The 21,570-nt window shown below is 70.0% G+C and carries 22 protein-coding genes; 3 read left to right on the top strand and 19 right to left on the bottom strand.

The genetic code is table 11. The annotated features are described in order from the left end of the window. The first annotated feature begins 79 nt into the window (after positions 1-79). Positions 80-1,396 (top strand): amino acid permease, encoded by a 1,317-nt coding sequence (locus ACFWV3_RS40990; RefSeq protein ID WP_382419345.1) that lies wholly within the window; start codon positions 80-82, stop codon positions 1,394-1,396. On the opposite strand, the gene ACFWV3_RS40985 is transcribed toward ACFWV3_RS40990, so the two are convergent. The 4 genes from ACFWV3_RS40985 to ACFWV3_RS40970 form a co-directional block, all read right to left on the bottom strand. Continuing rightward, positions 1,377-1,904 carry a hypothetical protein gene (locus tag ACFWV3_RS40985; RefSeq protein ID WP_382419344.1) on the bottom strand — a complete coding sequence of 176 codons (528 nt, stop codon included), beginning with the start codon at positions 1,902-1,904 and terminating at the stop codon, positions 1,377-1,379. The genes ACFWV3_RS40990 and ACFWV3_RS40985 overlap by 20 nt on opposite strands. A 102-nt stretch (positions 1,905-2,006) precedes the next feature. Next, positions 2,007-2,264, bottom strand: coding sequence for a helix-turn-helix domain-containing protein (locus ACFWV3_RS40980; RefSeq protein ID WP_285630610.1), 258 nt, complete (start codon positions 2,262-2,264; stop codon positions 2,007-2,009). A 330-nt stretch (positions 2,265-2,594) separates the two neighbouring features. Continuing rightward, positions 2,595-3,221 carry a UdgX family uracil-DNA binding protein gene (locus ACFWV3_RS40975; protein ID WP_382419343.1) on the bottom strand — a complete coding sequence of 209 codons (627 nt, stop codon included), beginning with the start codon at positions 3,219-3,221 and terminating at the stop codon, positions 2,595-2,597. Next, positions 3,199-3,378 carry a CsbD family protein gene (locus tag ACFWV3_RS40970; RefSeq protein ID WP_382419342.1) on the bottom strand — a complete coding sequence of 60 codons (180 nt, stop codon included), beginning with the start codon at positions 3,376-3,378 and terminating at the stop codon, positions 3,199-3,201. Before ACFWV3_RS40970 ends, ACFWV3_RS40975 begins: the two co-directional genes overlap by 23 nt. Positions 3,379-3,596: 218 nt before the next feature. Here ACFWV3_RS40970 and ACFWV3_RS40965 point away from each other — a divergent pair, with 218 nt between their 5' ends. Continuing rightward, a complete protein-coding gene (locus ACFWV3_RS40965) occupies positions 3,597-3,941 on the top strand; it encodes an ANTAR domain-containing protein (RefSeq protein ID WP_382419341.1) in 345 nt (114 codons plus the stop codon). On the opposite strand, the gene treZ is transcribed toward ACFWV3_RS40965, so the two are convergent. The 7 genes from treZ to ACFWV3_RS40930 form a co-directional block, all read right to left on the bottom strand. Next, entirely contained in the window at positions 3,860-5,533 is a 1,674-nt protein-coding gene (gene treZ, locus ACFWV3_RS40960; RefSeq protein WP_382419340.1) for a malto-oligosyltrehalose trehalohydrolase, read from the bottom strand. The two genes, ACFWV3_RS40965 and treZ, sit on opposite strands and share 82 nt — an antisense overlap. Next, positions 5,530-7,638 carry a malto-oligosyltrehalose synthase gene (gene treY / locus ACFWV3_RS40955; RefSeq protein ID WP_382419339.1) on the bottom strand — a complete coding sequence of 703 codons (2,109 nt, stop codon included), beginning with the start codon at positions 7,636-7,638 and terminating at the stop codon, positions 5,530-5,532. The genes treZ and treY overlap by 4 nt, the downstream gene beginning before the upstream one ends. After that, positions 7,638-9,743 (bottom strand): glycogen debranching protein GlgX, encoded by a 2,106-nt coding sequence (glgX, locus tag ACFWV3_RS40950; protein ID WP_382419338.1) that lies wholly within the window; start codon positions 9,741-9,743, stop codon positions 7,638-7,640. The genes treY and glgX overlap by 1 nt, the downstream gene beginning before the upstream one ends. Positions 9,744-9,803: 60 nt before the next feature. Next, positions 9,804-10,109 (bottom strand): hypothetical protein, encoded by a 306-nt coding sequence (locus ACFWV3_RS40945; RefSeq protein WP_382419337.1) that lies wholly within the window; start codon positions 10,107-10,109, stop codon positions 9,804-9,806. A 93-nt stretch (positions 10,110-10,202) separates the two neighbouring features. Further along, positions 10,203-12,017 carry a 4-alpha-glucanotransferase gene (locus ACFWV3_RS40940; protein ID WP_382419336.1) on the bottom strand — a complete coding sequence of 605 codons (1,815 nt, stop codon included), beginning with the start codon at positions 12,015-12,017 and terminating at the stop codon, positions 10,203-10,205. A gap of 95 nt (positions 12,018-12,112) precedes the next feature. Next, on the bottom strand, positions 12,113-12,547 hold the full coding sequence (locus tag ACFWV3_RS40935; RefSeq protein ID WP_382419335.1) for a RidA family protein: 435 nt from the start codon (positions 12,545-12,547) through the stop codon (positions 12,113-12,115). 4 nt (positions 12,548-12,551) lie between these two features. Then, a complete protein-coding gene (locus ACFWV3_RS40930; RefSeq protein WP_382419363.1) occupies positions 12,552-13,472 on the bottom strand; it encodes a LacI family DNA-binding transcriptional regulator in 921 nt (306 codons plus the stop codon). Between the two features lie 31 nt (positions 13,473-13,503). Between ACFWV3_RS40930 and ACFWV3_RS40925 the strand changes: the two genes are divergently transcribed. After that, entirely contained in the window at positions 13,504-13,953 is a 450-nt protein-coding gene (locus ACFWV3_RS40925; RefSeq protein ID WP_382419334.1) for a peroxiredoxin, read from the top strand. Here ACFWV3_RS40925 and ACFWV3_RS40920 read toward each other — a convergent pair. The 8 genes from ACFWV3_RS40920 to ACFWV3_RS40885 form a co-directional block, all read right to left on the bottom strand. After that, positions 13,940-14,401 carry a hypothetical protein gene (locus ACFWV3_RS40920; RefSeq protein WP_382419333.1) on the bottom strand — a complete coding sequence of 154 codons (462 nt, stop codon included), beginning with the start codon at positions 14,399-14,401 and terminating at the stop codon, positions 13,940-13,942. The two genes, ACFWV3_RS40925 and ACFWV3_RS40920, sit on opposite strands and share 14 nt — an antisense overlap. A 33-nt stretch (positions 14,402-14,434) precedes the next feature. Continuing rightward, entirely contained in the window at positions 14,435-15,004 is a 570-nt protein-coding gene (locus tag ACFWV3_RS40915; protein ID WP_382419331.1) for a TetR/AcrR family transcriptional regulator, read from the bottom strand. A 2-nt stretch (positions 15,005-15,006) separates the two neighbouring features. Continuing rightward, positions 15,007-15,957 (bottom strand): LLM class F420-dependent oxidoreductase, encoded by a 951-nt coding sequence (locus tag ACFWV3_RS40910; RefSeq protein WP_382419330.1) that lies wholly within the window; start codon positions 15,955-15,957, stop codon positions 15,007-15,009. Between the two features lie 66 nt (positions 15,958-16,023). Next, entirely contained in the window at positions 16,024-16,680 is a 657-nt protein-coding gene (locus tag ACFWV3_RS40905; protein ID WP_382419329.1) for an O-methyltransferase, read from the bottom strand. A gap of 13 nt (positions 16,681-16,693) precedes the next feature. After that, a complete protein-coding gene (locus ACFWV3_RS40900; RefSeq protein WP_382419328.1) occupies positions 16,694-17,464 on the bottom strand; it encodes an L-tyrosine 3-hydroxylase in 771 nt (256 codons plus the stop codon). Then, positions 17,461-18,972 carry a histidine ammonia-lyase gene (gene hutH / locus ACFWV3_RS40895; RefSeq protein WP_382419327.1) on the bottom strand — a complete coding sequence of 504 codons (1,512 nt, stop codon included), beginning with the start codon at positions 18,970-18,972 and terminating at the stop codon, positions 17,461-17,463. The genes ACFWV3_RS40900 and hutH overlap by 4 nt, the downstream gene beginning before the upstream one ends. 192 nt (positions 18,973-19,164) lie before the next feature. After that, the gene (locus ACFWV3_RS40890) at positions 19,165-20,592 is read right to left on the bottom strand and encodes an AMP-binding protein (protein WP_382419326.1); all 1,428 of its coding nucleotides are present in this window, start codon (positions 20,590-20,592) and stop codon (positions 19,165-19,167) included. 110 nt (positions 20,593-20,702) lie between these two features. Further along, positions 20,703-21,488 (bottom strand): M23 family metallopeptidase, encoded by a 786-nt coding sequence (locus tag ACFWV3_RS40885; protein WP_382419325.1) that lies wholly within the window; start codon positions 21,486-21,488, stop codon positions 20,703-20,705. Positions 21,489-21,570: the final 82 nt, after the last annotated feature.

The following is a 21,570-nucleotide window of genomic DNA, read 5'->3' as shown; positions in this document are numbered from 1 at the left end:
CGATCACACGAGTTGACTCTCCCTCGCCAGGAATCCACTATCGGGCCGCCAGCGGCACACTCGAACGGGGCTGGAGAGCGTGACTCACCTGCGTGAACGGCACGTCACCATGATCGCGCTGGGTGGCGTGATCGGAGCAGGGCTCTTCGTCGGGACGGGCGCGGGCATCGCGCTCGCGGGCCCGGCGGTGCTGATCTCGTTCACCCTCGCGGGTTTCCTGGCACTGCTCGTGATGCGCATGCTCGGGGAGATGGCCGCCGAGCACCCGAGCGGTGGCGCCTTCTCCGTGCACGCCGAGAAGGCGATCGGTCCGTGGGCCGGCTTCACGGTCGGCTGGGTCTACTGGTCGGCCATCGGCGTGGTGCTGGCCGTCGAGGCGACGGGAGCGGCCCAGATCGCCTCCGGCTGGATTCCCGCCATGCCGCAGTGGGCCTGGGTGCTGATCTTCATGTCGGTGCTCACCGCGGTGAACCTCGCCGACGTCCGCCACTTCGGCGAGTTCGAGTTCTGGTTCGCCGGCCTCAAGGTCGCCGCGATCGTGCTGTTCCTCGCACTCGGCGTCGCGGCTGTCGCGGGAGTCCTGCCCGGCGTCGACTCCCCGGGACTGACCAACCTGCGCGACTTCCTCCCGAACGGCTGGGGCGGCGTCGTGGCCGGGTTCATGGTGACGGTGTTCGCGTTCGGCGGGCTGGAGGTCATCACGATCGCCGCCGCCGACGCCGAGAACCCCGCTCAGGCCATCAAGAAGGCCCTCCGCACGGCGATGACGCGGCTGCTCGTCTTCTACCTCGGCTCGCTGGCCGTGGTCGTGACCCTGTTGCCGTGGAACGACTCCGAGGTCGGCGCCAGCCCGTACGTGGCGGTGCTGAACAGGATCGGCGTCCCGGCGGCCGGGCAGATCATGAGCGTCGTCATCTTCGTGGCGCTGCTGAGCGCCGTGAACGCCACCCTCTACGGCGCCGCCCGCATGCTCCACTCGCTCGCCGAACGCGGTGAGGCCCCCGAAGCGTTGCTGAGCAAGGACAACGGCGTCCCGCGCAACGCCGTGCTGGCGTCGACGGCGTTCGGGTTCTTCTCGGTGCTGCTCAACTACCTGTGGCCGGACACCGTGTTCCTGGTGCTGCTCAACGCCGTCGGCTCCGCGCTGCTGATCGTCTGGGGGTTCGTCGCGGTCTCGCAGATCCGGCTGCGCCGCACCACTCCCGAGCCGAAGGTCCCGATGTGGGGCCACCCGTACCTGTCCTGGGTGGCGCTGGTGGCGATCGTCGCCGTCGTGGTGCTGATGCTGCTCGACGGGCAGGCGCGCGGGCAGATCCTGTCCACGGGTGTGTTCGTCGGCGTGTTCGCGGTGATCGGCCTGGTGCGGTCGCAGGCCCTCAGCCGGTCACGTTCCTGAGCCGGTACGGCTGGTACGCGCTGCCCGGTTCGAGGCCGTACGCGAGCACGCGGTGGTCCGTGCCGTGGCCGCCGCGCTGCTCGTAGGCCAGGTAGCCCGAGCGTTCGTCGTCCGCCCACCTCTCGAAGACCACGACGTGCCGGAAGTCCTCGCCGGGCTCGTCGACGGGGTCGATGAGCAGGTCACCGGGCGCCAGGTCGGCGACCGCCACCGGAACCGAGTACGCGGGAGAGGCCAGCGCCACGGTGTTCGGCCCGCCCCGCGGATCGGCGTTCCCGAGCTTCGCGGCCATCGAGACGAACCCCGAGCAGTCCTGGCGGTACCCGTCCGCCCAGTACCGCTCCATGCTGTACGGCACCTGGCCGCCGTTGTTCGCGGTCAGCCACGTCTCGGCGCGGCGCAGCAGCTCGGCCCTGCCGACCTGCTCGACGGGTCCGGCGGCCGCGGCCGGTGCGCCGGCGAGCGTGCAGGACAGGAACGCGGCGAGCACCGCCGAGATGAGCTTCATCGTGTCCCCTGCGGTCGAGAAGTGCGAATCCCGTGACATCACACGAACACGACGCGGGCGGTGCGGTCAAAGGTCTGCGCGGCAAACCCACCGGCCAGGTGACTACGCGCTGCGGCTTTGGGGAGCCAGCAGTTCGTTGATCGAGTCGAGCGAGATGCCCAGCGCTCCGGCCAGGGCGGCGATGGTGAAGAACGACGGCGTGGGCGCGCGCCCGGTCTCGATCTTGCGCACGGTCTCCGCGGACAGCCCGGCGCGGGCCGCGATCTCGACCATGCTCTCCTCGCCGCGGGCGTCCCGGAGCAGCTGGCCGAGCCGTCTGCCGCGCTCCCGTTCCAGCGACGTCAGTGGGATGCGCACCATGCCAGCGGATTCTACGCGAAAACCGCAAGCCGGACGGCGTGAGAAAAGTCCGTTGCGAGCCCCGCCGATCAAGGCATAGGTTCGAGGTACACAAGAGAGGAGGTGGTCCCAAGTTGTATAGCTACAGGACTCGTGAGGTGGCTGTCCGCTAGGACCGCCTTTGGTGACGCCTAGTCGTAAACCCAGGCAGCCACCCGACCCCCGGACTTCGAGCGCTGGTCCCGCTCGGCCTGCGAGAGCAGGAGTCGTCCGGGGGTTGTCCCGTTTCCGGGCCCGTTGCGGGCTTCTGCCACTTCCACACGGGCCGGCTTCGCCCGCCGCCCACACCCCTCAGCGCGTCTTCTTCAGCGCTTTCAGATCGGCCACGAACGCGTCGAACGACTCGGTGAAGTTCTCCGCCCGCACCACGGCCGACGGGTGCACGGTCACCCCGACCCGCAGGCCCTCGTGCTCCAGCACCTCACCGCGGTGCTCGGTCAGCTTGAACGACGGCCCCAGCACCGCCTTCGCCGCCACGGCCCCCAGGCACACCACGAGCCGCGGCTCGACGACCCTGATCTCCTCCCGCAACCACGGGAAGCACGCCACCACCTCGCCACGCCGGGGCGTCTGGTGGATCCTGCGCTTGCCGCGCTCGGTGAACCGGAAGTGCTTCACCGCGTTGGTCAGGTAGGTCTTCGAGCGGTCGATCCCCGCCGCGGCCAGCGCCTTGTCCAGCAACCGCCCCGCAGGGCCCACGAACACGTGTCCCTCGGTGTCCTCGCGGTCGCCGGGGCACTCGCCGACCATCATCAGGCGGGCGGGGACGGGCCCCTCGCCGAACACGGTCTGCGTCGCGGCCTCGTGCAGGTCGCAGCCACGACAGCCGGACGCCGCGGAACGCAACGCCGCCCAGTCCTTCCCCTCGGGGACGAACTGGGCGGCGGAAGCGGTCCTACTTGTCCGAGCGGAAGGCATCCTTGACCTTCTCGCCCGCCTGCTTCAAGGCACCCTTGGCGCGCTCGGCGCGGCCCTCGGCCTGCCACTGCTCGTTGTCCGTGGCGTCACCGACAGCTTCCTTGGCGCGGCCCTTGAGCTCTTCTGCCTTGTTGGCGAACTTGTCGTCGGCACCCATGGATCAGGCTCCTTCACTGGCGGTCGGCTACGAGGATCGGTTACCCGGCGAGCACGGTCTGAAACAGTTGATAAGGTGATCACTCGCGGTTGAGAACCCAGCCGCAAGCCGATGTGACGGCTTGCTCTGGGTGTGCCCGCCCTTCGCAATGCGCTCCAGAGCAGTCGTCGTCACACCGGCATGCCGCTGTGACCATGACGACCTGAAAGGAGCCGGCGGTGTCGTCCGCGAGAATCACCGCCCTCGAGGCCGAGGTAGCGGGGCTGCGCAAAGCTCTGGTGTCCCGGACTGTCATCGGGCAGGCCTCAGGCCTGATCGCCGCACGCAAGCCATGCACACCCCAGCAGGCGTTCCAGCTGCTGGTCCACATCTCCCAGCACCACAACATCAAGCTGCACGTCGCCGCCGACCGGCTGGTGGCGGCGTTCGTGCAGGCGCACCAGGGCCGGCCGGTGAATCTGGCCGACCAGGTGTTGTGGGATCACGTCGACGCGACCACCGCGAACGACTCCGGTGAGAGCGACGACGGGTTCGCTGAGGAGGTCAGCAGCACCACGCCTTGAGGCAGCGGGACGGGCGTCGTGCCGAGGTTCACCGCCACGCGGGTCGCACCGCGGTGCAGCACGAAGCACGCCCCGTCCTGCTCCACCACGAACCTGTCCAACCGCGGATCGGCCAGCTCCGGGCGGGAGCGCCGCAACGCGATCAGGGCGCGGTACGTGTCCAGCACGACCCGGTGATCGCCCTCCCCCGCCTCGTCCCACCGCAGCCGCGAGTTCTCGACGGTCTGCGGCGACATCGGGTCCGGAACGTCCGATTCACCCCATCCGTGCCGGGAGAACTCGCGCCGCCGGCCGGTCCGGACCGCCTCGGCCAGCCCGGGGTCGGGGAACGACGCGAAGAACTGCCACGGCGTCGACGCCGCCCACTCCTCCCCCATGAAGATCATGGGGGTGTACGGGGAGCACAGCACGATCGCCGCCGCGCACAGCAGCTTCCCCGTGGACACGGACGCGGACAGCCGGTCGCCGGTGGCGCGGTTGCCGATCTGGTCGTGGTTCTGCGTGTACGCCAGAAACCGGTGGCCGGGGATCAGCGCCGTGTCGACCGGCTTGCCGTGGTGCCTGCCGCGGAACGACGACCAGGTGCCGGCGTGGAAGAAGACCTTCTCCAGCGTGTTCTTCACCGCACCGGGTGCCGCGAAGTCCTCGTAGTAGCCGAAGGTCTCGCCGCTCAGCGCGACGTGCAGCGCGTGGTGCAGGTCGTCGGACCACTGCGCGTGCAGCCCCTGGCCACCGCCCTCGCGCGCCGTCACGAGCCTCGCGTCGTTGAGGTCGGACTCGGCGATCAGGCTGAGGGGCCGCCCCAGCGACGCCGAGAGCGCGTCCACCTCGACGGACATCTGCTCGAGGACGTGCACCGCGCTGTGGTCGGACAGCGCGTGCACGGCGTCGAGCCGGAGCCCGTCGACGTGGAAGTCCCGCAGCCACTGCAGCGCGTTGTCGACCACGTACCGGCGCACCTCGTCCGAGCCCGCCCCGTCGAGGTTCAGGCCGGGTCCCCAGTCGTTGCGACCGGCGAAGTACGGCCCGAACTTGTCCAGGTACGCGCCGGAGGGCCCGAGGTGGTTGTAGACCACGTCGAGCAGCACGGCGAGCCCTCGGGCGTGACAGGCGTCGACGAACCGCTTGAACCCGTCCGGCCCGCCGTAGGGCTCGTGCACGGCGCCCCAGAGGACGCCGTCGTAGCCCCAGCCCTCGACGCCGTCGAAGCTGTTGACCGGCATGACCTCGACGAACGTGATGCCGAGGTCGACGAGGTGGTCGAGCTTGCCGATGGCGGCGTCGAACGTGCCCTCCGGCGTGAACGTGCCGATGTGCAGCTCGTAGATCACGCCGCCCGGCAACGCCCTGCCGGTCCAGGCGCTGTCGGACCACTCGTAGTCGTGGCGGTAGACCCGCGACGGCTCGTGCACGCCGTTCGGCTGCCAGAGCGACCGCGGGTCCGGGTACGCCTCACCGTCGAGGACGAACGCGTAGTCCGTCCCCTCGGCGTCGGAGTACCACCAGTCGCCGTCGCGTTTCATGTCGTGGTCGACGCCGTCCACGCGGACGTGCACCGACTCGAGAGCCGGTGCCCAGACCGAGAAACTCACTGGTCCCCCCGCACGAGCAGTGCCACCGGATAGCGGTCGAGCAGCGACGCCAGGTCGTCCGCGGCGGGACGGCCGGTCAGCACGTCCGTCCACCCCGCACCCCGCCCGTTCGAACCGGGCCTGCTCGAACCGGGGAGCGGCAGAACCGTGTCCTGCCAGCCCTTCTGCGCCAGTGCGACGGGCAACCGCGTCGCCACGGTGATCACGCCCTCGCGTTCGAACGCGAGCACGTGCTCCGCGGCCGGTCCTTCCGCGTGCAGCGCCCGGTAGCCGCGCAGGCCCCGCTTGCGCACCTGCAACGCCTTGTGCACCACCAGGAGCTTCGCCGCGCCCGAGTCGTCGACCTCGGGCAGCCACCCCGACTCGATGCGGGCCAGCAGGTCGCGCCGCACGCCGTAGTCGACGGCGCGGCGGTTGTCCGGGTCGACGAGCGAGAAGTCCCAGAGCTCGGTGCCCTGGTAGACGTCCGGCACGCCCGGCGCGGTGAGCTGGACCAGCTTCTGCCCCAGCGAGTTCGACCAGCCGGGAGCCTTGATCCGCTCGACGAACGTGGCGACCTCCGGCTCGTTCAGCACCTCGGCGGGCCAGGCGGCCACCTCGGCGTCGAACTCGGCGTCGCGGTCGACCCAGGACGTCTTGATCTTGGCTTCCCGCGACGCCTTCTCGAGGTACTGGCCGAGCCGGTCCTCGGTGAGCGGCCACGCGCCGACGAGCGACTGCCACGCGAGCCGGTTGAGCGTCGGCTCGGACAGGCCGTGCTTCGCGCTCATCGCCGACTCGAAGGCCAGGTACTCGTCCGGGATCTCCGCCAGGACGGCGAGCCGGGCCCGCACGTCCTCCGACCGCTTGGTGTCGTGCGTCGACAACGCCGTCATCGCCCGCGGCTCACCGGACTCACGGGTCGCCGCGCGCTGGTGGAACTCCTCCACCGGCAGGCCGAACCTGTCCGGTGAACCGCCGACCTCGTTCAACGCCACGAAGTTCGTGTACCGGTAGAACGCGGTGTCCTCGGTGCCCTTCGCGACGACCATGCCCGAGGTCTGCTGGATCCGCGTGGCCAGCTCGCCGTGCGGGTCGGCGCGGACCTGTTCGTCCAACGCGCGCACCGCCGGCGACCGGCTGAGCTTCACCGCCGTCTCCCAGTGCGCCGCGCCCTCCGGCAGGTAGGAGCGGTACACCGGGAAGTTGACCATCACCTCGGCGACGGCCCGGCAGGCGTCCTCGAACTCCACGCCCTCGACGAGCCGGGCGATCCTGCGCACCTCGGCGACCAGGATCGAGTCGGCCACCTGCTGCCGCGACGCGTGCTCGACGGAGTGGAAGTCGCCCGCAAACGCTTCCGCGGGCGCGATGAACACGCCGCAGATCTCCCGCAGCGCGTCGTAACCCGTCGTGCCGTCGACCGGCCAGCTCTGCGGCAGCGCCTCGTCCGGCCCGAGGATCTTCTCGACGACGAGCCAGCCGTCGAAGTGCTCGCGCAGCTTCCGGAAGTAGCCGCCGGGGTCGGCGAGTCCGTCCGGGTGGTCGATGCGCAGCCCCTGCACGCCCCACGACAGCACCTCGCGGTGGGTCGCCTCGAAGACCTCGGGGTCCTCGACGCGGATCGCCGCGAGCTCGGTGATGTCGAAGAACCGCCGGTAGTTCAGCTCGGTGTTGCCGCGCCGCCAGTTGACCTTGACGTAGTGCTCGTGCACCTCGTCCTCGGCGTCCTCGCCGAGGACCGGGAGCAGCACCTTGCCCGACGACCAGTCGATGTCGAAGTACCGGGCGTACTGCGAGGACCGCCCGTTCTCGAGGACGTCCTCCCACCACGGGTTCGGCACGACCATGTGGTTGGGCACGATGTCGACGACGAGCCCGAGACCCAGCTCCGCCAGGCGTTCCTGCAACGCCACCCGCCCGGCGTCGCCGCCGAGCTCCGGCCGGGCGCGGGTCGGGTCGACGACGTCGTAGCCGTGCGTCGACCCCTCCCGCGCGTCGAGCATCGGCGACCCGTACAGCGCGCCGATGCCCAGGCGCGCCAGGTAGTCCGCGATGCCGGCGGCGTCGGCGAAGGTGAACGACGGGGTGAACTGCACGCGGTACGTCGAGGACGGCGCCCCCATCAGCCCACCCTGCGCAGCACGACGAGCGAGCGCGCGGTGAGGTTCAGGGTCTCCCCCGCCGCGACCGGCTTCTCCGAGTCGCCGACCTGGCCGGTGGTCGTGTCGACCACGACCGTCCACTCCGGACCGTACTCGGCGTCGGGCAGCGTCACCTCGATGTCCTCGAAGTGGGCGTTGAAGGCCATCAGGAACGAGTCGTCGACCACCCGCATGCCGCGCGAGTCGAGGTCCGGGATGCCCTCACCGTTGAGGAAGATGACGATGCACTTGCCGAAGTCGTCCTCCCAGTTCTGCTCGGTCATCTCCTCGCCGGACGGGGTGAACCACGCGATGTCGCGCAGCTCCTCGCCCTTGCGGATCGGCCTGCCCGCGAAGAACCGCTTGCGCCGGAACACCGGGTGCGCCTTGCGGAACGCCGTCACCGCCGCCGTGAAGTCGACGAGCTCGGAGTTGGCCTCGACCAGCGACCAGTCGACCCAGGAGACCTCGTTGTCCTGGCAGTAGGCGTTGTTGTTGCCGTTCTGCGTCCGGCCGAACTCGTCGCCGTGCAGGATCATCGGCACGCCCTGCGACAGCAGCATGGTCGCCATCAGGTTGCGCCGCTGCCGGGCCCGCAGCTCGAGCACCTCCGCCTCGTCCGTCGGGCCCTCGACGCCGCAGTTCCACGACCGGTTGTGGCTCTCGCCGTCGCGGTTGTCCTCGCCGTTGGCCTCGTTGTGCTTGTCGTTGTACGACACCAGGTCGTTCAACGTGAAGCCGTCGTGCGCCGTCACGAAGTTGATCGACGCGTACGGGCGGCGGCCGTCGTCCTGGTAGAGGTCGGACGAGCCGGTGATGCGCGAGGCGAACTCGCCCATCGTCGCGGGCTCACCGCGCCAGAAGTCGCGGACGGTGTCGCGGTACTTGCCGTTCCACTCGGTCCACTGCGGAGGGAAGTTGCCGACCTGGTAGCCACCGGGACCGACGTCCCAGGGCTCGGCGATCAGCTTCACCTGCGACACCACCGGGTCCTGCTGCACGACCTCGAAGAACGTGGCCAGCCGGTCGACGTCGTAGAACTCGCGGGCGAGCGCCGCGGCGAGGTCGAAGCGGAACCCGTCGACGTGCATCTCCGTCACCCAGTAGCGCAGCGAGTCCATGATCAGCTGCAGGGTGTGCGGGCTGCGCACGTTCAACGAGTTCCCGGTGCCCGTGTAGTCCATGTAGAACTTCGGGTCGTCCTCGACCAGCCGATAGTACGACTCGTTGTCGATGCCGCGCATGGACAGCGTCGGGCCGAGGTGGTTGCCCTCCGCCGTGTGGTTGTAGACGACGTCGAGGATGACCTCGATGCCGGCCTGGTGCAGGGCGCGGACCATGCCCTTGAACTCCTGCACCTGGTTCAGCGGCAGCGCGGCGTACGCGTCGTGCGGGGCGAAGAACCCGATCGTGTTGTAGCCCCAGTAGTTCGACAGGCGGCGCTCCGCGAGCGTGTGGTCGCTCACGAACTGGTGCACCGGCATCAGCTCGACCGCGGTCACGCCGAGCTTCTTCAGGTGGTCGATCATCACCGGGTGCGCGAGGCCCGCGTACGTGCCGCGCAGCTTCGGCGGGATCTCCGGGTGGTCGATGGTGAGACCGCGGACGTGCGCCTCGTAGATCACACTTTCGTGGTACGGGGTGCGCGGCAGTCGGTCGTTCGTCCAGTCGAAGAACGGGTTCACCACCACGGACTTCGGCACGAACTCGGCCGAGTCGGTGTCGTTGCGCTCGTCCGGGGAACCGAACTTGTAGCCGTAGAGCGCCTCGTCCCACGCCAGGCCGTTGGAGATGGCCTTGGCGTACGGGTCGATCAGGAGCTTGTTGGGGTTGCAGCGAAGGCCGCGCTCCGGGTCGTGCGGGCCGTGGACGCGGTACCCGTACCGCTGTCCCGGTCCGACACCCAGCAGGTAGCCGTGGTGGACGAAGCCGTCCACCTCCGGCAGCCTCACGCGCGTCTCTGTGCCGTCGTCGTCGAAGAGGCAGAGCTCCACGTACTCCGCGACTTCGGAGAACAGGGCGAAATTGGTGCCAACGCCGTCATAACCAGCGCCTAGTGGATAGGGCGTACCAGGCCAGGGTCGCACGATGCTCCTCACACGCAGGTAGCTACCCGCCGACCCTATCCGCCTAACCCGTACCCGGCATCACACTCGTTCGTGTGCCAGCACCAGCTGCCCACGTGCGGCCGTGAGCAAAGTGCGGGCTTCCTGGATCTCGCCGAACTCCAGGTGTTCCCGTGCCGCCTCCGCGCACGCCAGGGCGTAGCGCAGGGCCATGTTGTCCTCGTCCACGGGACCCGCGTCCCGCAGCGCGTCACGCAGTGCTTCCTCCGCGTGCCGTGCCCCGGCCACCGGGTCGCCGAGCGCGGCCGGTCTCACCGAGGCGAGGGCCTGCTCGACGGCCAGTTCCAGCACGCCGGTCGATGTTCGCGTGCCCACGGCTGAGCTCATCTGGTACGCCACCTCCAAAACGTTCGTCGTCCGCCGTCGGGTGACGGTCTCACAGTACTCCGCAGGCGCATGACCTGCCGTTAAGCAAAAGTTTCATCTGCCACGGCCGCGCAGCGGCCTGGTGATCTCGCGGACGCGCGGGAAGAAGTCCTCCAGCACGACGGGCAGCGGGATCCGCCAGTTGGGGTGCTCGTCGATCGTGCCCGGCACGTTCGGCTGCCGGGTCTCCCGCAGAGCGTCCTGAGGTGAGGTCAGGACCAGCGCGCAGGGTGCCTGCGCGAGCAGTTCGTGGGCGCCCTCGACCCTGTCCGCGGCCTTGACGCCCTCCTGCCGCATCAGCTCGTCGAAGTCGGGGCCGTCCGGACCGGCGAAGAACGTCGCGGCGGTCGGCAGGTCGTGCGTGGAGATGCTCGCCATCTGGTTCGGGTTCCACTGCGACGGCGGGATGAGCGGGTGGCCCTCCGCGTAGTAGTCGCGCTGGAAGTAGAGCACGGCGCTGGTCAGCATGCCGTTCTCCTGCAACGTCTTCGTGACGACGGGCTCGACCGTGCCGAGGTCCTCGCCCACCACGACGGCGCCGGCCCGGTAGGCCTCCAGCGCCAGCACGCCCAGCATCGCGTCGGCGTCGTAGTAGACGTACGTGCCGCGCGACGGCGGCTCGCCCGGCGGGATCCACCAGAGCCGCCACAGCCCTGCCACGTGGTCGATCCGGATGCCGTCGGCGTGCCGGAGCACGCTGCGCAGCACCTGCCGGAACGGGCGGTAGCCGGTCTCGGCGAGCTTGTCGGGGCGCCACGGCGGCAGGCCCCAGCCCTGGCCGTCCGCGCTGAACGCGTCGGGCGGCGCGCCGACCGTCACGTCGATGGCGTACGCCTCGGGGTCCGCGAACGTGTCCGCGCCACCGGGGGCGACGCCGACCGGGAGGTCGTGGATGACGCCGACGGCCATGCCGGCCTCGTGCGCGGCGAGCCGGACGTCCTGCAGCTGCCGGGTGCACAGGTGCTGGACCCAGGCGTGGAAAGCAACCCGTTCCGGTGACGCTTCGGCGCGGTCCGCCGGCCAGAGGCGCCAGTCGGGGCCGTGGACCTCGGCGAGCGCGCAGTAGATCGCGAACTTCTCCAGCTCAACGTCCATCTCGACGTCACCGCCGGGGAAGAGCAGCTCCAGCGCCTGCCGCTTCGCGTCCCAGATCGCGTCGTAGTCGATCAGGTCCTGGTTCTCCGGCCGCAGGTCGCGGATGAGCTGGCGGGTGCGCGGACAGGCCTGCAGGAACTCGGCGGTGTCGGTGACGCGCAGGTAGAGCGGGTTCGCGAACCGGCGGCTGGTCGGCGAGTAGGGCGAGCGCTCGACCGGGTGCGTGAGGCTCGGCGCCTGCACCGGGTTGACCAGCACGACCCCGGCGTCGAGCTCCTGGCTGCTGCGCCGGGCGAGCGTGGCGAGGTCGGCGAAGTCGCCCATCCCCCACGAGTCCTTCGAGCGCGCCGCGTAGAGCTGCAGCATCCAGCCCCAGGTCTTCGGGACGTCCGGCAGTGCCTTCGGCGCGACGGCGAGCGTGACGGTCTGGTCGGCCGTGACGACGCGGTGCCAGCCGAGCGGCAGGCTGTCCGGGAGGTGGCGCTCGACCTGGATCGAGGTGCCGTCCTCGAGCTCGACGGTCGCGGGCCCCTGGAGGTCGTACGTCTCGTACTCGCGCAGGACGATCGTCGGCGGCAGCTTCGTGGCCGCCCGGCGCGCCTCGACGTCGGCCAGCGCGCGGGCCGCGGCGTCCTCAGTGGACGCGTCGACGCCGAACTGCGCGAGAACCTTGACGACGACTTCCGGATCTACGACCGTCTCTTGCTGATCCGCGTTTTCGTACCTCGTGGCCACGCCCCAGGCGTCCGCCAACCGCGCCAGCAAGTCCCTCACGAGTACAAGCTATGTCACAGTGAGGGCAGCATTACCAGAGCAAATGGTCCCTGGTCACCCGATGGGTGCAGGCCGGTCGAGAGCTGACTTCCGCGTCAATTCCCTGAAACATCCGATGCCTGTTCGGGAATCGCCACAACAGCCTCGACCTCGACCAGGAATTCGGGGCCGAACAACGCGGCGACCTGAACCAACGTGCTCGCGGGGTTGTGGACTTCTCCGAGGGCCGGCCGCAGGATTTCGTCGCGCACGTCACGAATGGTCTGCACCTCGGACGCGTCGAGCACGAACCAGGTGAACTTGACGACATCCGACCAGTCCGCGCCAAACCTGGAAATGACGTGATGAAGATTGCTCAACGCCTGCCGCGTCTGGGCGGCCAGGTCGTCCACGCCGACCACGCGGCCTTCGGCGTCGACGGCGACCTGACCGGAGATGAACGCGAGCTTTCCGGTGACCGCCACGGCGTGGGCGTAGCCGGGGGTGTCCGGCAGCGCGGGCAGCTCGGTCAGTCGCTCGTGGGTGGGCATGCGGTCACCCTACTTCGGCGACCGGCCCGCTGGAGTTGCGCACGACCAGCCGCAGCGGGTGCTCGGCCGGCTCGATCTCCCCGCCCCTGATCAGCGTGAACAGGTCCGCGACCGCGCGTTCCCCCTGCTCCTTCGCGGCACCCTCGACCGCGGTCAGCCCGACCACGCGGGTGAGCTCCTGGCCGTCGAGCGACACGATCGACACCTCGTCCGGCACCGCGCGCCCGTCGCGCTGCATGCGCAGGAAGATCCCGAGCGCCGCCGCGCCGTTCGAGCTGATCACCGCCGTCGGCAGCCGTTCGCCGTCGAGCAGCACGTCGACCACCTGGTCGCCGCCGTCGACCGTGGGCGAGCACCAGACGGTCCACTCGGGACGGACCTCGAGCCCGGCCGCCGCGAGGATCTCGTCGTAGGACTCGTCGACGCCGTCGGACAGCACCAGCGCCACGTCCCGGTGCCCGAGTGCCCGCAGGTGCTCGACGGCGGTCTGCAGGGCGTGCCGGAGGTCGGTGTCGTCGACCGTGATGTGCGGGACCTCGAGCGACTCCAGCGCGGTCCGCTCCGCGCCGTCGAGGGACAGCGACAGCAGCAGCACGCCGTCGACCCGGCGGCCCAGCGGCAGCTCGTCGAAGAACTTGGCGCGCGACGCCCCGTCGGCGAGGACGTAGAGCAGCACGTCGTACCCGGCCTGCCGCAGCGCGCCCTCCGCCCCCGCCAGCACGGGACTGACCTCGGACGTGAGCACCGCGATCGCATAACGCCGCCCGCCGGCCAACGACGACGCGTCGCGCGCGATGGCGTACTTCATCCGCCGCGCGACCTCGCTGACGTGCTGCCTCGTGGCCTCGGACACGCCCGGTTCGCCCCGCAAGGCACGCGATACGGTCGCAGCGGACACCCCTGCGGCCTTGGCCACGTCGGACATGCTGGTCACGGCCCGAGCGTATTGGAGATCCATGGAGCCCGGCGACCTCGCCCCCGACTTCACGCTGCCCGACCAGGACGGCAAGGAGCGCACGCTGTCCGACCTGCTCGCCGGCGGACCCGTCGTGCTGTTCTTCTACCCCGGCGCGATGACCCGCGGCTGCACGGCGGAGAGCTGCCACTTCCGCGACCTGGCCGCCGAGTTCGCCGAGGCGGGCGCCCAGCGCGTCGGCATCTCGCTCGACGACGTGGCGAAGCAGAAGCAGTTCGCGGAGCTGAACTCCTTCGACTACCCGCTGCTCTCCGACGCCGACGGCGAGGTGGCGGAGCGGTTCGGCGTGCGGCGCCGGTTCGGGCCGATCCCGATCAAGCGGCACACGTTCGTCATCGGCCAGGACCGCGTGGTCATCTCGGTGATCAAGAGCGAGTTCTCGATGAACGCGCACGCGGACAAGGCGCTGGCGGCGCTCAGGAGTCGGTGATCGTCAGCACGCCGTAGGGCCCGGAGGCACTGCCGGCGCGGACGGTCGAGCCGTCGACCGTGTAGCGGCCGTGCACCTCGTTGCCGTCCGGGCCCCCCACGACCACGAGCTTCACGGTGGCGGGCCTGTCGAGCGACACGTCGGCGGAGTAGGTCCACGGCAGCGTCACGTCCGCCTCGGTCCTGACGGACGAGCCGGCGGTGGCGGTGATGGAGAAGACCTTGCCCACGCCGGTCACCTCGAACGCCACGGCCAGGCCGGGCGGCGCAGGCTCGTGGTGACGGCCGATGCTCTCGGTCAGCGCACTGGTCCCGCGCACTCCCCAGGGCACCGCCACGGCCACCAGCAGCGCGGCGACCAGGAAGAAGATCCACGGGAACCTCCACCGCCGCCTGCGCACCTCGTGCAACGGCGGCGCGAGGCCGTAGCGGGGCGAGCTCTGCGACATGGAAGACCCCCGGCTCCTCGGCTGTCCCCCAAACTAGCGCAGCCCCGCCAGCACGAACTCCGCGATCTCCTCCGCCAGCCGCGCGGGCGTCTTCTCCCCGTCCGGCCGGAACCACATCGGCAGCTGGTTCACCACGCCGACCGCGATCCGCACGACGGTGTCCGCCGGCACCGCGGAGCCGAACTCGCCGTCCGCCTGCCCCTTCTCGATCACCGCGCGGAACGTCTCGTGGTAGCGCCGCCGCTCGGTGCGGAAGTCGGTCATCCGCTCCTCGCCGAGCCGGGGCAGCTCGCGGACGAACACCGCGGCCTCGTCCACCCGTTCCGCGGTCGAGACGACCAGCGACACCAGGATCTCGCGGACGGTCTCCGCCGCGGGCAGGCCGAGCGCGATGATCCGGTCCATGTCGGCGGACTGGGCGGTGATCAGCAGCCGGTAGATCTCGAAGAGCAGGTCGTCCTTCGAGCGGAAGTAGTGGTACAGCGCGCCCTTGGTGACCTCGGCGGCCTGCACGATCTCCTGCACCGAGGTCGCGTCGTAGCCCTGCGACGCGAACAGCCGCACGGCCGCGTCGATGATCTTCTGCTCGGTCGCGGTGGGCATCGTCAGGCGCCGGGTGCCAGTGCGCGGACCTGTTCGATCTGGTCGCCGCCGGTCGGGAGCAGGGCGATGATCGGCGTGTCGACGCCCGCGGCCTGGTACTCGGCGACGCGCGCGCGGCACTGGTCCAGCGAGCCGTGCACGACGAGCGCGTCCACGACCTCGTCCGGGATCGACTTCGACGCCGCCTTGCGGTCGCCGGCCGCCCACGCCTCGTGCATCGGGCGCAGCGCCTCGCCGCGGCCCAGCCAGTCGTGGAACGCCGCGTACGCCGGCACGGTCAGGTAGGTGCTGATCAGCATGCGGCCCAGTGCGCGGGCGGCGTCGGCGTCCTCGGTCGGGCAGACGAAGATCCGGGCCGCGAGCTCGGCCGCGCCCAGCTCGGCGCGCACCTGCGCCACGTCGGTGGCGGCCAGCCAGTTGGTGATGGCGCCGTCGGCCTCGCGGCCCGCCAGGCGCAGCATGCCCGGTCGCAGCGCCGCGAGCATGATCGGCACCTTCGCGGCGGGCGGGCGCTCCAGCTTGAAGCCCTTGACCGAGAACGTGTCGTAGTCGGCGGTGACCTTCTCGCCCGCCAGCGCGGCCTTCAGGAAGCGCAGCGTGTCGCGGGTGCGCTTGAACGGCTCCTCGAACGGGATCGCGTTCCAGCGCTGCACGATCGCGGGCGAGGACGAGCCGATGCCCAGCACGAACCGCCCGCCGGTCACCTCCGCGAGCGTCGCCGCCGTCATCGCCAGCGTCGCGGGCCCGCGGGTGTACACGGGCGCGATCGCCGGGCCGAACCGCAGCTCGGAGGACCACTGGGCGGCCAGCGCCAGCGGCGTGAACGCGTCCGTGCCGGTCGTCTCGGCCGACCACACGTCCGTGTAGCCGAGCCCCGCGAGCTCGGACACCAGCGCGCGGTGCTCGAGCACCGGCACACCGATCAGCGGCAGCGTGATTCCCCAACGAGCCATGGACGCCTCCAGGTCTGTAGCACTCGGGGGCACCCTACCGACCGGTCGGTATGCCGTACAAGCCTCCTACTTCTTCCTCGCGAAGGTCAGCCCGTCCGCGATCGGCACCAGCACCGACTCCACGCGCTCGTCGTTGCGCACGAAGGTGTTGAAGGCGTCGATCGCGGCCGCGTTGCCCTCCGGCTGTTCGTCGGCGGCCTCCCCGTAGTAGAGCGTGTTGTCCGCGAGCAGCAGGCCGCCCTGGCGCACCCGCGGCACCAGCAGGTCCCAGTAGTGGGCGTACCCGACCTTGTCCGCGTCGATGAACACCAGGTCGATCACCGGTTCCTCCGGCAGCGCCGCCAGGGTCTCGGCGGCGCTGCCGATGCGGAGGTCGATCCGGTCGCGCACGCCCGCCGCCTGCCAGGCCTCCTCCGCGATCGCGGTCCACTCGGTGGAGACGTCGCAGGTGATGACCTTGCCGTGCGGGGGCAGGGCCTGCGCGAACGCGAGCGTGGAGTACCCGGTGTAGGTGCCGACCTCGACCACGGTGTGCGCGCCCGTGAGCTTGACCAGCAGCGACAGCAGCACCGCCTGTTCGTGCGGGATCTGCATCTCCGCCGAGTCGCCGAGCTCGGCGGTGCGGGCGATCAGCTTCTCCTGCACGGCGGTGGGCTGGCCCGCCTGTTTGCGCACGTAGCGGTAGATCTGCGGCGTCATGACCACGGCCTTGATGTCGTTCACGCGCGGCCTTCTCTCATAGATGGGTGACCAACGTCCTGAGTGTGTCGCGGTACTCGGGCCGCAGCGGGTGTTTTGCGAGGTCCCGGTCGATGGCGGACATGACGGCGGTGCGGTGTGCGGCGTAGCGGCTCGAGCACACGTTCTCCCGGCTCACGAGGAAGAACTCGTCGAACCGGGCACGTTCGGCGTCGGTGGTGGACACGCGCGTTTTCCCCGACTCGCGCAGCAGCGACTGGCCGTCGGGGACGAGTTTGCGCATGACCTCCATGTGCGCCAACAAATTCGCCTTGCTCGCGGAAGAAAGCGGTTCGGCCGCCGCGGGCCCCAGTGCGGTGCGGACCCGGCGCAGCAGTCCCGGCAGTGGTTCGTAGTCACGCGCCCACCGCCCGCTGAAGGCCGGGTCGAACTTCGCCATCATCGGCCTGATGACGGCCTCGTACACCTCACGGGAACAGCTGCCCGAATAGGCGAGCATCACCGAGTACGCGTCGTATCCAAGCGCAGCCCGGCGGACCAGCTGCGAATCGGGGTCGCGCATCAACCGATCGAGTGAAACCAGCAGAAACCGCCACACGAGAAAAGCGCCCTGGTGGCCCAGGAACCACCGGTGCACGGCGCGGCCGGCCGCGTCGTCGGGCACGGTGATGTCGATCGGGATCTGGTAACAGCCGTTCGCGCACGGGATCAGCTCCACGCCCGGCATCGGCAGGCGCAGGACGGGCAGCTCCACCCAGGTGTGACCCCAGGAGTGGCCCCAGGTCGGCTTGCACGCGGGAGCGCTCATCGCTGACCCTCCACTTCGGACGCGACGGTGTCGAGAAGGTCGGCGACGGCACCGAGGGTGGTGTCGAGCGGCCGGTCCTCCACGATCGGCGGCACCTCCCCCGCCAGCCGGTCGAACACCGCCGCGAGGCGAGGCGCCTGCGGGCGGCGCGCACCGACGTGCACGGCCTGGCGCAACGCGACCGCGAGCCCGGCGTGCAGGTAGCGCAGCAACCGCGTCTGGTCGAGCGCGGTGAAGGCCGCCTGGGTGCCGAACGGGACCACGTCCTGGTTGTGCAGGTTGGTCGGCAGGCTCTGCACCGACGCCGGCGCGGCGGCCCGCCGCATCGCCGCGACGGTGGCGGTCGCGCCGATCTGCACGCCCTGCAACGCGTGGTGCCGGCCGGGCAGCGGGCTGAGCATCGGCGGCAACCCGCTGGTGCGCCGGGGATCGACCAGCAGGTCGAGCTGGCGTTCGGCCAGGTTGCCCAGCTGCACCAGTGCGACGTTGAGCTGGTCGGCCGCGAAAGCGCTGGGCTGGCCGAAGAAGTTGCCGCCGTGCACGACCTCGCCGGTCTCCGGGAAGAACAACGGGTTGTCGCTCACGCCGTTGAGGTCGCGGCGCGCCACCTCGCCCGCCTGCCGGATGCTCGTGGCGGCCGCGCCGATGAGCTGGGGCGTGCAGCGGATGCTGTAGGCCTCCTGCAACGGCCGCTCGCCCGACGGCGTGCTGCCCGCGAGCCAGGTCCGCAGCGCCGCACCGGTGTCCGCGACGTCCGGGTGCCCGAACGCGGCCAGCAGTCCAACCGACGTGTACTCGGTGCCGCAGCCCAGGACGTCGACCATCAGGGCGGACAACAGCTCCGCGGTGTGCCGCGCGCGAACCGCCTGTGCCACAGCGAGTCCGAGCGCGGCGGCGGTGACCGAGATGCCGTTGACCAACGCGAGCGCGTCCCGCCCGTCGAGCACGATCTTGTCGAGGCCCGCGCGTGTGAGCGCTTCCCCGGCGGGCATGAGCTGCCCGTCGAAGAAGGCGTTCCCGTTGCCGCGCAACGCGTGGGCGACGTAGGCGAGCGGCTGGAGGTCACCACTGGCACCGACGGAACCGAGCCGGGGCACCGCGGGGGCGAACCCGGTGTCCAGCATGCGGATCAACGACGCCACGACCTGCTCGGACACGCCGGATCTCCCCTGCGCCAACGAGAACAGCCGGGCGAGCACGGCGGCGCGGGCCACGGCGGGCGATAACAGCTCTCCGTGGCCGACTATGTGGTGGATGATCGTGTTGTCGCTCTGGCCCGCGCTGTCCGCGCGGCCCTCGAACTCGACGAGCGGACCGAAACCCGTTGTGACGCCGTAGATCGCGCGCCCGGATCCGCTCACTTCGAGCACGAATTCGCGACAACGCGCGATCCGTTCCCGTACATCCTCCGAAAGGGTGATGTGCAAAGGATTTCGCGCGAGTTCGAGGTGGGCCGGTTCGAGGGCAACCGCCAAGTTCAAGGCAGCAGGGGAAGTTCCGACAGTCATGACGCCTCCTGACGACTGGGGGCCACTCGCGACGATCCCCGTTGACCGACCGGCGAGGAAGGGTCTTATGTACGCATTCCCAAGAGAAATATCTTGTTTTCGTGCATGCGTGTGGCCGAATTTGTTGCCCGTTGACAGAGAGTTCGTTTGCGGACTGCTCCACCGGCGTGAATTTGAGCGGAAACCCTTGCGTCAGGAGGTCTTTTCCTTCAGGAGGCGGCGCAGAACCTTGCCGGACACCGACTTCGGTATCTCCGCAACGAACTCCACCCCGCGCACCTTCTTGTACGGCGCCACCTCCGCGGCCACGAACGCCATCAACTCTTCCGCCGTGACATCTGTTTGGATCACAACGAAAGCGTGAGGTATTTCACCGTTGAGCCGATCGGGTACTCCGACCACGGCGGCGTCTTTCACGGCGGGATGCTTGCGCAGCACGTCTTCCAGTTCCGCGGGCGCGACCTGGTATCCCTTGTACTTGATCATTTCTTTGATGCGGTCGACGATGTGGAACCTTCCGTCGCGCACGCGCACGAGATCTCCGGTGCGCAGCCATCCGTCCAGGAAAGCCTCGCGCGTGGCGTCTTCGTCGCCGAAGTATCCGTCCATGACCTGAGGGCCGCGAATGAGCATCTCGCCTTCGTCGGCGTCTTCTTTCGTGCCGGGGTGGACTATTCGCGCCTCGGTGCCGGGGCACAGGACGCCGACACTCGTGGGATCGCTCTCCAGGTCTCCGTCGACCGTCTGGTGGGTGCCGCCCGCCTCGGTGAGCCCGTAGCCCTGCCGCACGGGAGCGCCGAGTTTTCGTTCGGCCGCCCGGCGGATCGCGTCGTCGAGCGGCGCGGCACCGCACAGGACGAGCTTCAGGTGTTGTGGCGGCACCGGACCTTCGTGGTCCGCGATCGCGGCGGCGAGCGGCGGGACCAGGAACGCCCGCGTGACGCGGTGTTCGGCCAGCCGGCGCAGGTAGGTGCCGGCATCGCTGCGCGGCACCGTCACGAGCGTGGCGCCGCCGAGCAGGCCGGAGTTGAGGATGATGGTGAAGCCGTAGACGTGGAAGAACGGCAGGTTGGCCGCCAGCACGTCGGTCGCGTCGATGCGCCAGCCCGGCCGGTGCTGCTCCAGGTTGGCGACGACGGCGCGGTGGCTGAGCTTCACGGCCTTCGTGAGTCCCGTGGTACCGCTGGAGAACAGGATCACGGCGGTGCTGCCCGAGTCCGTGCGCGGCAACGTCTCGCCGTCGCCCTCGGGGAGGTCGTCGAGGTCGAGCGTCGCGGTGACGTTCGCGAGCTTCTTGAGCCTGTCGAGATCCCGCGGCGGCAGCACCGGGTTCAGCAGCGCCGCGGTGGCGCCGGCCGCCATCACCGCGTACAGCCCGACGGCGAACCGCGGCCGGTTCACGCTCACGACGGCGACCGTGTCACCGGGCCGGACCCCTTGCCGGACAAGGCCTCGCGCCGTCCGGCCGACCTGCTCCGCGAGTTCCGCGTACGTGAGCGCCTCACCCGTGACGGCGTCCACGAGCGCGACCTTGTCGTTGTGGCGTGCGTGTTCCAGCACGTGCTCGGGGACCGTGGCCTCAGGAACGGCCACCGCCGGCAGGGGGCTGCGGTAGATCACAGGGGCGGCTCCGGTTTCCACGCCGCCAGGCCTCGCGCGAGGCGGCGTGGCCGGAGAATATCGGCACTTTTCGTGGCCGATCGACTACTTGTACCCGCTCGGCCGATCGGCTAAAGGCTGACGCCGCGCTCCGCGAGCCACCCCACCGGGTTGATCTTCTGCGACCCGCCGGTCCACACCTCGAAGTGCAGGTGCGGCCCGGTCGACTCACCGCGGTTGCCGATCGTCGCGATCTGCTGCCCGGCCTTCACCTGCGCGCCCTGTGGCACGTCGATGGTGTTCATGTGCCCGTAAACCGTGATCGTGCCGTCGGCGTGCTGGATGCGCACCCACAACCCGAACCCGGAAGCGGGCCCGGCCTCGACGACGGTGCCGTCCATGGCGGCCACGATGGGCGTGCCGATGGCGTTGGCGATGTCGACACCGTTGTGGCTGGTGCCCCACCGCGCGCCGAACCCGGACGTGAACGTCCCCTGGGCCGGCCGCACGCACTTGGGCCTGCGCGCCTCTTCCTCGGCGGCGATGCGAGCCTGCTCTGCCTTGGCAGCCTCCAGCCGCTGGGAGTACGACCCCTCCGCCGACCTCAGCGCCTCACGGACGTGGAACTGCGCCTGGATCTGCTCGGCCTGCAACAGCTTGCGCGTCTCGGCGCCGGCGTCGAACGAGTGGACCGTCTGCGGCCCGAGGTCGGGCTGCGCCGTCATGGCAGCCGCGAGGTTCTTCGTGGCCGCAACGGGAACGATGCGCTCCATCGGCGTGACCGTGGCCATCGCCTGGGCGGCGCCGGCACCGATGAGGGCGCCGGCGGCCACCACTGCTGTGACGGCCTTCTTGCGGTCCAGGTGCGCTCTGTCGAGAACGTCGACGAGCAGACCCTTCGCTCGATGCCGTGCCAAAACTGCCTCCATGCACTCGGGGGAGTTCGATCCGCGATCGGCGTTCGGCGTTTCGGGGCGCCGGTGCCGGTGCCGGGCGTTC

This window comes from Lentzea sp. NPDC059081 (genome assembly GCF_042738015.1).
In the GTDB taxonomy this organism is placed as follows: Bacteria; Actinomycetota; Actinomycetes; order Mycobacteriales; family Pseudonocardiaceae; genus Lentzea.
This window is presented reverse-complemented; position numbering and strand designations above follow the sequence as displayed.